General features: G+C 40.2%; 14 protein-coding genes. 7 read left to right on the top strand and 7 right to left on the bottom strand.

The genetic code is table 11. The features are described from left to right. Positions 1 to 52: 52 nt before the first annotated feature. A complete protein-coding gene (locus AC04QZ_RS12385; RefSeq protein WP_478358007.1) occupies positions 53 to 931 on the bottom strand; it encodes an oxidoreductase in 879 nt (292 codons plus the stop codon). A 147-nt stretch (positions 932 to 1,078) separates the two neighbouring features. Here AC04QZ_RS12385 and AC04QZ_RS12380 point away from each other — a divergent pair, with 147 nt between their 5' ends. Then, a complete protein-coding gene (locus AC04QZ_RS12380; protein ID WP_478358006.1) occupies positions 1,079 to 1,267 on the top strand; it encodes a hypothetical protein in 189 nt (62 codons plus the stop codon). A 78-nt stretch (positions 1,268 to 1,345) separates the two neighbouring features. Here the strand turns inward: AC04QZ_RS12380 and AC04QZ_RS12375 are convergent, their stop codons facing one another. Next, on the bottom strand, positions 1,346 to 3,034 hold the full coding sequence (locus AC04QZ_RS12375; protein ID WP_478358005.1) for an arylsulfatase: 1,689 nt from the start codon (positions 3,032 to 3,034) through the stop codon (positions 1,346 to 1,348). Positions 3,035 to 3,141: 107 nt separating this feature from the next. Then, positions 3,142 to 3,516 carry a DoxX family protein gene (locus AC04QZ_RS12370; protein WP_478358004.1) on the bottom strand — a complete coding sequence of 125 codons (375 nt, stop codon included), beginning with the start codon at positions 3,514 to 3,516 and terminating at the stop codon, positions 3,142 to 3,144. A gap of 102 nt (positions 3,517 to 3,618) precedes the next feature. Here AC04QZ_RS12370 and AC04QZ_RS12365 point away from each other — a divergent pair, with 102 nt between their 5' ends. The 5 genes from AC04QZ_RS12365 (at position 3,619) to AC04QZ_RS12345 (ending at position 8,314) form a co-directional block, all read left to right on the top strand. Then, positions 3,619 to 4,017, top strand: coding sequence for a winged helix-turn-helix transcriptional regulator (locus AC04QZ_RS12365; protein ID WP_478358003.1), 399 nt, complete (start codon positions 3,619 to 3,621; stop codon positions 4,015 to 4,017). A gap of 78 nt (positions 4,018 to 4,095) precedes the next feature. Beyond that, a complete protein-coding gene (locus tag AC04QZ_RS12360; protein WP_478358002.1) occupies positions 4,096 to 4,647 on the top strand; it encodes a hypothetical protein in 552 nt (183 codons plus the stop codon). An 848-nt stretch (positions 4,648 to 5,495) separates the two neighbouring features. Continuing rightward, complete coding sequence (locus AC04QZ_RS12355) at positions 5,496 to 5,798, top strand: ArsR/SmtB family transcription factor (protein WP_086548817.1); 303 nt, start codon at positions 5,496 to 5,498, stop codon at positions 5,796 to 5,798. An 11-nt stretch (positions 5,799 to 5,809) separates the two neighbouring features. Then, positions 5,810 to 6,910, top strand: coding sequence for an NADH:flavin oxidoreductase (locus AC04QZ_RS12350; RefSeq protein WP_478358001.1), 1,101 nt, complete (start codon positions 5,810 to 5,812; stop codon positions 6,908 to 6,910). Positions 6,911 to 7,423: 513 nt separating this feature from the next. Further along, on the top strand, positions 7,424 to 8,314 hold the full coding sequence (locus AC04QZ_RS12345; RefSeq protein ID WP_478358000.1) for a pirin family protein: 891 nt from the start codon (positions 7,424 to 7,426) through the stop codon (positions 8,312 to 8,314). Here the strand turns inward: AC04QZ_RS12345 and AC04QZ_RS12340 are convergent. Continuing rightward, positions 8,311 to 9,501 (bottom strand): porin family protein, encoded by a 1,191-nt coding sequence (locus tag AC04QZ_RS12340; RefSeq protein ID WP_478357999.1) that lies wholly within the window; start codon positions 9,499 to 9,501, stop codon positions 8,311 to 8,313. The two genes, AC04QZ_RS12345 and AC04QZ_RS12340, sit on opposite strands and share 4 nt — an antisense overlap. Further along, positions 9,498 to 10,139, bottom strand: a complete 642-nt coding sequence (locus AC04QZ_RS12335; protein WP_478357998.1) for an RNA polymerase sigma factor — start codon at positions 10,137 to 10,139, stop codon at positions 9,498 to 9,500. The genes AC04QZ_RS12340 and AC04QZ_RS12335 overlap by 4 nt, the downstream gene beginning before the upstream one ends. Before the next feature lie 176 nt (positions 10,140 to 10,315). Between AC04QZ_RS12335 and AC04QZ_RS12330 the strand changes: the two genes are divergently transcribed. After that, positions 10,316 to 11,176: a hypothetical protein gene (locus AC04QZ_RS12330; RefSeq protein ID WP_478357997.1), complete on the top strand. Its 861-nt coding sequence runs from the start codon at positions 10,316 to 10,318 to the stop codon at positions 11,174 to 11,176. A gap of 57 nt (positions 11,177 to 11,233) precedes the next feature. Here the strand turns inward: AC04QZ_RS12330 and AC04QZ_RS12325 are convergent, their stop codons facing one another. Together AC04QZ_RS12325 and greA are read right to left on the bottom strand one after the other, a co-directional pair. Beyond that, a complete protein-coding gene (locus tag AC04QZ_RS12325) occupies positions 11,234 to 11,632 on the bottom strand; it encodes an HIT family protein (protein ID WP_086548812.1) in 399 nt (132 codons plus the stop codon). A 96-nt stretch (positions 11,633 to 11,728) separates the two neighbouring features. Further along, the gene (gene greA, locus AC04QZ_RS12320) at positions 11,729 to 12,202 is read right to left on the bottom strand and encodes a transcription elongation factor GreA (protein ID WP_029276724.1); all 474 of its coding nucleotides are present in this window, start codon (positions 12,200 to 12,202) and stop codon (positions 11,729 to 11,731) included. Positions 12,203 to 12,352 lie beyond the last annotated feature (150 nt).

Raw genomic sequence — 12,352 nt, 5'->3', positions numbered from 1 at the left:
ATTTATGGTGAAAGGTTATCATTCCCGTCGGCACGGGAATGACGTACCCAAATTATCCCTTTGTAAAAGATTTACCCAGGTCCGTTGCCAGGAAATTCTCCGCCTCATCATGATCTGTTGATAAACTTACCTCCATCCATTTCTCCATTTCGGCAGTTCTGGCAGCATCAGCATGTTTAAGCATGCCAATGGCTTCACTACCAAACACCAGGTGTACCGGCGGCTCATCGTTTTCTACCAGTACCAGCATAGCTTTCGCTGCTTTTTGCGGGTCGCCCATCGGTATGAAGTGACCACTTTGGAAAAAATCTGAGCGTTTTTCTACGGTAGATTCATAGCCCTCAACGCGAGGTGCATATGACATTGAGGCACCAGCCCAATCGGTACGAAAACCACCAGGTTCTACACAGGTTACATAAATCCCTAAATCCACTACCTCTTTTGCCAGGGCTTCACTAAAGCCGCTTAACCCAAATTTTGCTGCCTGGTAAATACTTACTCCGGCATTACCTACCCGCCCGCCTATCGAGCTGATTTGAAGAATTCTGCCCGAACGTTGCTTGCGCATAAATGGCAATACCGCTCTCGTAATTTCGATCGGTGCATATAAATTTGTTTCCAACTGGCTGCGTACCTGATCTTCAGTAAAAGCTTCTGCTGCACCAACAATACCAAAGCCGGCATTATTAACCAAAACATCTATTTTACCAAAATGGGCTACAGCCGATTCTACCGCCAAATGTACCTGATCGTAATCGGTCACATCTAAAGTAAGCGGAAAAATCTGATCCGGATATTCTTTAACCAAATCTTTTAAGGCATCGGTATTTCTTGCTGTTGCTGCAACCAAATCACCTTTTGCCAATACCTGTGCGGTTAGGTCGCGACCCAATCCACGGGAACTTCCTGTTATAAACCAAACTTTTTTCATTTTTTCTATATTTTATGAATCAAAGGTAGGTTGATAACCAAGTCAGCGCTTTGCTTTAAGGCTCAATTTACTTTGTTAAAAAGCTCAACTGGTTTATCAGAACTTTTATTACAATTTGCTGTTAATTAATTAGTAAATAACTGGGTTATGGCGAAAGAAAAGAAAAAAGGAAAAAATAAAAAAAAGAAAAGCGGGAAAAAGAATAAGCTCGGTGTTAAAAATTCATTGGTAAACAATATTAATGCCCGAAAGAAGAAAGGGAAGTCGAGGTCTAAGAAGAAATCAAAAATTAGTAAGAAAGCCTATAAAAAAATGCAAAAAGACTGGAAAAAGTAATTATTGATGTCTACCTACCCAAGAATCCGGGCAAGCAGTTGATAAAAAAGCCTTCAGGCAAGGATGATCAACTTTAATTTATCTCTTAGGTAGTACAAAGTTTTCCTTTGCCCAGTTTTGCCACTTTGCATTCAGCTCTTTTACCTTATCAGGATGCTGAGCAGCAACATCGTTCAATTCGGTCTGATCATTTTTGATGTTATAGAGATGCCAGGTAGAATCGCCAGAAAGATTAACCATTTTCCAATCACCCGAGCGCACAAAACTGGCGTTAAAATGTTCGTTAAATAAGATTTCGTGTCCGTTTGATACCCTTCCTTTTAAAGCAGGTACCAAACTCATGCCTTGCATTGGTTTAATGGCATTACCCTTATAGCTGGCGGGATACTTCGCGTTGGCAAGTTCGACAAAAGTGCTCATAAAATCCATGACATGCCCTACCTGATTGCTATAACTGCCTTTTTGGGCAGCAATACCTTTTGGCCAGAAGGCGATCATCGGCGTATGCACACCACCTTCATACGATTGTGCTTTTGCCAGTTGATAGGGCGTATTGGCTACATTTGCCCAGATTGGGCCGATTGAGGTATAACTGGTTTGCGGACCCGGCATTACTTTCTTATAAATGGGGTAGGCAATTTTTTCGCCAGCCCTCGTCTCACTTGGACGGTCGAAACCTGGCCCATAGCGCATCGCATCTTCAGGGCTTGCACCATTATCACTCAAAAACACAATCAATGTATTATCCAATTGATTGGTTTCTTTTAGGGCTTTAATAATCCGCCCAATGCCCTGGTCCATCCGGTCAATCATTGCTGCATGAACAGCCATTGCCATTTCATCAAATGCCTTTGTAGGATTAACTTCCCATTTCACAGTCGATTTGCGTGGAGATAAAGGAGCTGTTTTAGGATCGATTAATCCCATCGCAACCATTCGCTTATACCTCGCCTCGCGAATGGCATCCCAACCAACTTTATAGGTATCTTTATATTTCGCGATATCCTCTGGTTTTGCCTGCAATGGCCAATGTGGCGCATTTTCAGCTACATAGAGGAAAAATGGCTGATCACCTTTGCTAAATTCACGGATGTAAGTCGCGGCAGTATCGTTAATGGCATCTGTATGGTAGTAATCTTTAGGCACATCTTTAATCGGGGTTGTACCACTTACCAAACTAAATGGATCAAAAAAGTCGACCACGCCCCAAAGTGTTCCGAAGAATTTCTCAAAGCCTCTGCTGGTTGGGTATTGATCAATTGGAGAAAACAAAGGAAAAGATGTTTTATGGTTTAGCCAATCTAACTGCGCTTGCGGTGTAGGTTGTTCTATGGTATTTGCAACATGCCATTTACCCGACATTGCCGTCCTGTATCCCGCATCTTTTAAAACCTCTGCCAATGTTACTGTATTTTTTGTAATGGCACCACGGTATCCTGCTTCACCACGGTCGGTAGTCATTTCGCCAATGCCAGCATTATGGTTATAAAGCCCTGTTAATAAGGCGGCACGTGTTGGACAACAACGGGAGGTATTATAAAAATTTCTGAAACGGATACCCTGGCTAGCCAGGTAATCGATATTTGGTGTTTTAATTTCTCCGCCATAACAGCCGATATCAGAAAACCCCAGATCATCGGCAAGGATGACAATGATATTAGGTCTTTTATCAGCAGCTTTCTTGTGCTTGGGTTTATCGGTAAAAGCGGTTAAAACAGCTACAATAAAGATTAAAAACAGGCCAGAATATTGGGTAAATACGCGCATAGTAACCTAAATTAAAATAAAAAGACGGAAGATCCGCCTTTATCAATTAATTTGTTGCAAACACAGCTAAATCGTTTTATAGGCGCTGAAAAATTTCAATATCTCATCTAAATGGATGCTGTTTTCGCTTTGTGATAGGTAAAATACGACAGCAATAACACGATTAAAAATACAAGCGGACCAACGCGGTTATTGATCGGATCGCCCGATGCCGTATGTGCGATAAATGCCGAAATAAATGTAAATGCGAAACCGGCATATGCCCATTCTTTCCATAACCCTTTTATCGGTAACAATAATACAACAGCACCTAAAATTTTGGCAATGGCTAATTCTACCCTGAAATAATCAGGAAAGCCAAGGTGATGAAAACCTTGTTTAATGCTTTCATTGGTCAGATACGAGTAGGCCGAAAATGTCATCATTAACGAAACTAAAGCGGTTGATATCCAATAAATAATTTTGATTGTTTTTGTTTTCATATTATTTTTTTTTGATGCAAACTTATGTAGTTTTACTATCTAAAAGATACTAGTATCCCAAAGGATAGTGCTATCCTTTACGAAAGCTTATACCTTTGTACCATGGGCCCAAGAAAAGAACACCGGAATAAAGAAACCTGTACTGCAAGTTTAAATGCGGTAAAAGATGCACTCTATGTGTTAAATGGTAAGTGGAAACTCCCTTTGATTATTTCTTTACAGGAAGGACCGCAGCGTTTTAATGAAATCCAGAAATCGCTTGGAGAAATTACACCCAAAATATTATCGAAAGAACTTAAAGATCTGGAATTAAATGAATTTGTAATCCGCAAGGTATTTTCTACCACTCCGGTTACGGTAACTTACGAGCTCACCCCTTACAGCGAATCGCTTGAAAGAGTAATTGATGAATTAAGGGATTGGGGACTAAAACATCGCGAAAGGTTAGTTAAAAACAGACGAACCGAATCGGTTGAAGCAGAAATGAGTACGCCAATTTAACCACCAAATCTAATCGCCTGTACCATCCATTTTTACCGAAAAAAGCAAAAAACTGATAATGATAAAATTCGTCTATCTTTGTACAAAATAAAATCGATGGCGGTATTACATAAAAAAGAAGAAAAAATTCAGGCAGTGCTGGGTAGGTTGCCTAAAAAATATACGGACGAACAATTTGTAGAGATGTTTATCAGACTTTACTCTAAAGATTGGGGCAAAATTAAATCGGCTTACATCAAGCAATCTCAGGATAAAGAACCTGGAACCATCATCAATATGCCTAAACCAGAGGTATATTTACGACAGATCCTGGCTAACTACCTGCAACAAGACCATGCGCCAAAAGCAGTAGCGATTAAAGAAGAACCTGTTGCTGAAGCTCCGGTTACGGAAGTTAAAAAAGCGAAAGCTCCCGCTAAGAAGAAAGAAGTTGTAGCTGAAGAAGCACCTGCCGAAGTAAAAAAAGCAAAAGCACCTGCTAAAAAGAAAGCTGAAGAAATTGAAGAACCGACTGTAGAAGTTAAAAAAGCCAAAGCACCTGCAAAGAAACAAGTGGAAGCGATTGAAGAGACTCCAGTAGCGGAAAAGAAAGCAAAAGCAGCCGCAAAAAAGCCTGCAGCAAAAAAATAAAAAAATATTTTACATCAAATATAATAAATCACCTTTTTGGTTGTTTATATATATGAGAGCGTTAATTTAGATGACGGGGATAGGTCGGTATGATTTATCCCCGTTCTTTTTTGACCATTTTTTCTATCAGGTTAATCTTAGCCACGGAAGCACAGAAGATATGATCTCGATCTAGGTTTTGTATGCTGCATTAAGATCCCCGCCTGCACCTATCATGTGAACATATCGTTTGATTTTATTCTTTAGGCGCTTTGCTAGCTTCCTTAAATAATCCATCGTTTTAACCGAAGAACACCGTCAATCCCAAGGGCCGGAGAAATCAAAAAAACAGTTGCAGAAAAGAACGAACAGCATTGCCAAACCTAAAACGCAGTGGTTTTGTGTTCATAGAGGCTAATTCAAAGCTTTACTAAGTGTTGAATACAAAACGAAGTGCCGCTGTTTTTTTGATGCGTGAAGGATTGTGTAAAAGGCCCATTGCTGGATTGACAGAGCGCTTTGGGTACTTTGGCGCTCCCAAAGTACCATGCCTCCGTGGCATAGAGTGGAAACGTCAATATTTGTGTTTAGTATCACATAATTGCAGGAAAGATGCTGATCCCGAAGCTTCGGGACAGCATGACGACCGTATTAGAATATGTACTAAAAACAAATACAGGCTAATGTAGGTGTGCACACGATAGGCCTGCGCGGGAATGACGCCCCTTCTCTAAAATCGATTAATAATATTCAACAAAAATCTTTCCGCTCATACCATCATTCATTTTCCCATCACTAAGTTTTACATGCAATTGTAAACTTTATTCTTTTAATTGGCATATCGGGAAAAGTCGATATACATTTGTGCCATGGATCAGGTAGAAATATTTAAAGCACTTTCGAACAAAACACGTTTACAGATTTTAGGCTGGTTAAAAGCGCCAGAAATACATTTTCCGGAACAACCCAATGCCGATTTTGAAAATGTTGGTGTTTGCGTTGGACAAATTCAGCTTAAAAGCGGACTGTCGCAAAGTACCATTTCCGAATACCTGTCTATTTTACAGCGTGCCGATTTAATCAGTTCAACCCGCTTAGGCCAATGGACCTATTACAAACGCAATAAAGAAGGCTTAGAAAAATTAAGCGAAATCATCAATACCGAATTATAATTTAAAAACATATGAACACAGATAGTTTATTCAGGCCTTTTAGCCTTAAAACATTAAATATCAAAAATAGAATCGTAATGGCGCCAATGACGCGTTCGTTTTCTCCTGGTGGCGTGCCAACGCCTGAAGTTGCAGCCTATTACGCTAAGAGGGCAGCTGGTGAAGTGGGTTTAATTTTATCAGAAGGAACCGTAATTAACCGTCCATCATCTTCTGCAGACCCTAACATACCACATTTTTACGGTACTGAAGCTTTAGCAGGCTGGGAAAACGTGATTAAAAGTGTACACCAGGCTGGCGGTAAAATGGGCCCGCAGATCTGGCACCAGGGCATTATGGATAACCATGCATCGGGTTGGCTACCAGTCACACCTTTCGAAGGACCATCAAGCCTAAACAAACCAGGTTTTGAAAATGGGGTACCGATGACCGATGCTGCCATTGCAGATACCATTGCGGCTTTTGGCCAGGCAGCAGCCGATGCTAAAGCTTTGGGTTTCGATACGGTTGAAATACATGGTGCACACCAATACCTGATTGATCAGTTTTTCTGGGACGGCACAAATAACCGTACCGATATTTATGGTGGCAAAACTTTAGCAGAGCGTACCCGTTTTGGTGTTGAAGTAATTAAGGAAGTACGTAAAAGAGTTGGTGAAGATTTCGCCTTAATTATACGTCTATCACAATTTAAACCTGCTGCTTACGACTTCAAACTGGCTAAAAACGAACAGGAAATGGAGCAGTGGTTAACCCCATTAGCCGAAGCCGGAATTGATATTTTCCATTGTTCGCAGCGCCGTTTCTGGGAACCTGAATTTGAAGGCTCTGACTTAAATTTTGCCGGTTGGGCCAAAAAAGTAACCGGAAAAGCAACAATTTCAGTAGGTTCTGTTGGTTTGGATGGCGATTTCTTTGGCGCATTTGCTGGTCAAAGTTCACAACCTAGTTCCCTGGAAGAGCTGGTACGCAGAATGGATCGAGGTGATTTCGATTTAGTAGCAGTTGGCCGTCCGCTTTTAGCAGACCCGAACTGGGTAGAAAAAATTAAATATAACCGCACAGAAGAATTAAAAGGCTTTAGCAAAGAGGCTTTAATGGAACTGGTATAAAAATCCTATTTTCTTTTTAAGTTTAGAAAGGCATCTCGAAAGGGATGCTTTTTTTGATAAATGGGTTTCGTCATCTCGACTGAAGCGTAGCGAAATGGAGAGATCTACTCGCAACATCAGATGTTACCATGATACTGCATTCAGAAATAAATTTTTCTGCCACGGAAGCACAGAGGGCACGGAAATTTTCTTGATAGTTTGAAAAGCAGTACCCGTATTACTTCGGTTGTTCCAGCCCCGCCCTTTGCTTAATCCTGATAGAAAAAATCAGGATAACGCTGTCGGTCGGGTTTATTTCACTTCTGACAGTAGCATTGCCCTAGCCACCTAAACCCGCTCAAAGCAAATCCCGACATGAAGTCGGGAGAAGCGGGAGCGGAAAAACAACAACCTAAAAGCTTCTGTTATTGCTTTCCAAGAACAAACTAGTTTTTCGCGCCAACAGATATTACCAAACCATCTGCCTTAGCATTTTTTTCCTTAAATTCACGTCATCAAAAAATTGATTATCCCATGTCGAACATTAAACTCATTATCGAAGAAAGGCCAGCAAATATTGGCAATTTTATGGTTGGCAGATTACTGCCTTTCAGAGAGAAACGCATGGTTGGTCCTTTTTCCTTTATCGACCACATGGGTCCTGCCGCGTTGAGCGATCATGAAAACCTCGATGTTCCACCACACCCGCATATCGGCTTATCAACCTTAACCTTTTTGTTCGAGGGCGAAATTACACATAAAGACAGTTTGGGTTCGGATATTGTGATTAAACCTGGACAGGTAAACTGGATGACCTCGGGTAGCGGTATCGTACATTCAGAAAGAACTCCTGAATACCTCCGTCATACCGATAAAATGCTCCATGGCTTACAGATCTGGGTAGCCTTACCTAAAGATTTAGAACAAATGGAACCTGAATTTTGCCATGTAGAGGGGGCAGACATTCCAAGCTGGACACAAGATGGTGTTGATTTTAAATTAATCGCCGGAGAAGCTTTTGGTTATAAATCTCCGGTTCCGGTCTACAGTCCCTTATATTTTTTAGAGTTAAAAAGCACTAAGCAGCAAAAGTTAAACATTGGCGATTACCTGTTTGGCGAAAGTGCACTTTATATTTTAGAAGGTGCGATTGAAAGTGAAGGGAATATTTTTGAACCGCGTTTAATTTTAATTGCCAACGATGCCAAACTCTGCGAATTTACCATGCATGAAAACACCACGGTTTACATTTTCGGTGGTGAAGCTTTTCCTGAAGAACGTTTTATTTACTGGAATTTTGTTGCATCAGACAAGGAATTGATTGAAAAAGCCAAAACTAAATGGCTGGAGCAAAGCTTTAAACCGGTTCCCGGCGAAACAGGCTTTGTGCCCCTACCCGATCCCATCCGCAACATTAAGCATTAATTCTTTCTAAACAGGTTCATATTTACCGAAACAGCCACACCTGTTGATGATAACTTAGAGTTTCCATAACCTATATCTGTTAACGGGATTTTCATAAAAGGTTTAGCGCTGATGCTTAAATTATTATTTATTTTGTGCTGAAACTCCACCCCAACATTGGCTACACCTAAATAGTGCTGATTCTGGTTTTTTACTTCGAAACTTTGAGGCCCCTGATAAGCTCCGTTATAAGAATAGCTGTATTTTTCCTTCAGCATTAAATAACTGGATAAACCTGTGCTTACTGAAACCGAATTTCTACGGCCATCAAAAACCTTATAGTTCACATTGATTGGAATATCGATTACATCACAATTGGCATGGATATTTGCCGGATCTACCTTAAAAACATAATTGGTATTGGGATTATACTGGCTAAAATCTGAATCGTAAATTTTCTTGGCATAAACTGCGCCGGTCGTAACACTTAATTTCCGGGTTAAGAAAAGCGTAGCTTCTACACCAAAACCGCCACTTAAGCTACTTTTACCTGAATTTTGCACACTGGTTAAATCGGGTGCGGCCAGGATACTTAAAACAAAGCGTGGCGCTTTCCTAACCAAAGGCGTTGGCATTTTCTCCGGTTTTCTTTGCGGAAGGGTAACTACCAGATTTTGTTGTTCTAGTTCTACTCGTTTGGCTTGAACGCTTATTTGCGGATTATACAGGGTATTGGCTAAAAGGTTCTGATGGATATAACCACCCTCCAAAACTTTAGAAAAACCAGCTTTAACCTGGCTTGTTTCAGCCACTTTATCATCATTCGCAACTGTATTATTCCTCTTATTCCCGGCCAATAAAGTTCTTTCACCATTCCCTGACGAAGTATTGTTATTGGTTTGTTTTTCGATTAAATCTCCCTTATTCTCTATAGGTTTGTTATGCTCTTTATTGTTAATTTTTGTATCTGTTTTAACGAGTGGATTGTTTTTAGGTTGATCGCCATTTGGCTTAACCAATAAAAACACCACCAGTAACATTGCGGCTATCCCAGCCACAGCAGTTAACCAAATCAGCGGCATTACCCTCCTTTTTGGTGCTGGATGCAATCTCTCCTCCAGATTATCCCAATCTAAATCATTAAAAGGAAGATCGGGATTTTCCAATCCATCCTTAAATAATTTATCTATATCTTTTCCCTCTTTCATTGCATATTTGTGTTTAACCTTACCTGTAAAAGGTTCCTGTCTACTTCCGAATTCCTTACCTGGTAAGTTGTCGCCTCTGTAGCTTTTAACATTTCCTGTAATTTTTGCCTGGCCTTAAACAGGTTCGACTTTGATGTACCTACCGATATCCCTAGCATTTCGGCAATTTCTTCATGTGTATATCCATCAATGGCAAAAAGATTAAAAACGGTACGATAACCTGCGCTTAACTTTTGCACCAATGCCAATAAATCGTGGTAAGCTAACTTATCGTACACAGAACTTACCTGCGCAATATTTTCATGATCCAGAATATCTACGTGATCAGCAAATTTCAGATTAGCACGATAATAGTCGATAGCTGTATTGGTTATTATACGCCCAAGCCAGGGCAAAAAAGCCTTGCCAGGTTCGTATTTAGTGATGTTTTTAAAAGCTTTAAAAAAGCCGTCGTTCAGTATTCCCGCAGCATCCAACCGATCGTTTGCATAACGCAAACAAATACCCATAGCAAAGCTATAGAAATGTTTGTATAGCGCTTTTTGACTATCCCTTTCATTTCTAATGCAGCCCTGAATATGCTTTTGTATAATAATATCTTCTCTATCGCGGTTAGCGGTCACAAGTTCTCCTTTCAAAACACATTACGATGAGGATTTACAAAAGGTTGCCTCAAAAAAATATTTTTTTTAAAATAATTATGATTCGTTCGGTTTGGCTAAAATTCTCGTTTCTGCAAGCAACCATTTACAACCTGGTGGCGTAATACCGGCATATTAATGATTAAAGTTAAAACTAAAAACAAAAAAATCTTATGCTAATCTACTTAAAAAGAAACCTATTGGCTGTATTGTGTGTGGCCATGGTATTTAGTGCCTGCAAAAAAAATAGTTCAGACGAACCGACAACGCCACCTGCATCTAACAAAAAGGGAATTCAACTGGCAGCCGATGCCAAATTCGGATCAGTATTAACCGATAAAGATGGCAAAACTTTATACTTTTTTGCTTCTGATGCTGCCGGCATGCCAACCTGTACCGGGGGTTGCGAAACCACCTGGCCACTTTATTATTCTGCCGATGCCAGTACAGATTTAAACCTGAACAAGGCCGAAGTTGGTGAAGTTACCCGTGCCGATGGACGTAAACAAAGTACTTATCGTGGTTATCCGCTTTATTATTATGCAAATGATGCTGCAGCAGGCGAAATTAAAGGGGATGGTGTTGCTGGAATCTGGTTTGTAGCTAAACCCGATTATTCATTAATGCTGGCCAATGCACAACTGACTGCGAACAATATCAATTATACCAGCACCTATGCAGTTGGCGATGGCAAAACCATTTACTTAACTGATAACAAAGGCCGTACTTTGTATGCTTTTGCGCCAGATAAAAATGGTGTAAATACCTATACCAAGAGTGCAACACAAGAAGGTATTTGGCCAGTGTACGAATCTGAAGTGCTTAACGTTCCGTCAGCGATAGTAAAAGCTGATGTAGGCGTAATTACTGTAGCCACCATCAACAAAAAACAGTTAACCTATAAGGGATGGCCTTTGTATTACTGGATATCAGATGTAAAAAGAGGAGATAACCTCGGCATCGTAATCGGAAAAGGGCCAGGTTTAACCTGGCCGGTATTACAGCTAAATGCTACAATTGCTCCGGCGCCGTAAAAATATTTGGGTTAGGCGGGTAGAATGGTCGGCTGGTGTTTTCACAGCCGGCCTTTTTTATACTTCCAGTAAGGCTTGCTTAATTTTTTCGGCAGCCTCAGCCAGTTCTTCGTTTGTTGGCTTCAGTTTTTCTTTGCTAAAATTCATATCGCTTACATTATTCATCGGGATTAAATGAATATGTGCATGCGGCACTTCCAGTCCAATTACCGAAACGCCCACTTTTTTGCAGGGGAAAGCTATTTTTACACCCTTCGCTACAATTTTGGCAAACATCCACAAACCCACATACAGATCTTCATCCATATCGAAAATATAATCAGTCTCAATTTTCGGAATAACCAAAACATGGCCCGCTGTTAAAGGCTGAACATCTAAAAAGGCTAAATATTCTACAGTTTCAGCAACAACATGTGCAGGGATTTCGCCAGCAACAATTTTTGAAAAGATAGTCATAAGGTGGAAGGTTAAAAGGTGTAAGGGCTGGGCGGTTAGCGTTATGCGTTTGGCGGTAAGCGATTGATAAAACGCACATCGCCAAACGCTATTCGCTTATCTCGATATCTCTAAAACTTCGAACTGCATTTTACCTGCAGGCACTTCGATTTCGGCAAATTCGCCTACCGATTTACCTAACAAACCTTGTGCAATTGGCGATTTAACAGAAATTTTTCCTGTTTTTAAATCGGCTTCTGTTTCGGCTACCAACTGGTAAGTCATGGTTGCGCCGTTTTTAACATTTTTTATTTTAACAATCGATAAGGCAAGTACTTTCGATAAGTCTAATTTAGACTCATCAATTAAACGTGCGTTTGCCAAGGTATTCTTTAATTTTGAAATTTTTGCTTCATGCAAACCTTGTGCTTCTTTGGCAGCATCGTACTCTGCATTCTCCGATAAATCACCTTTATCCCTTGCTTCTGCAATTGCTTTAGATATTAGCTGACGACCGGTGGTTGTTAAATAATGAACTTCCTCTTTTAATTTATCTAACCCCTCTTGGGTGTAGTATGTTACCTCTGTCATTGCTCTATTAATTTTATTCAAACGCTATAAAAAACAAACAAGACTATATAGTTGGTTTGCTACATAGTCTTGCTTCAATTATAACGAAGATAAAATGTGGAAATTACAAAAGCAAATAAAAAATTAAGAAGTGACCAAGATTTTAAGCTT

Source organism: Pedobacter folensis (genome assembly GCF_056490665.1).
This window is presented reverse-complemented; position numbering and strand designations above follow the sequence as displayed.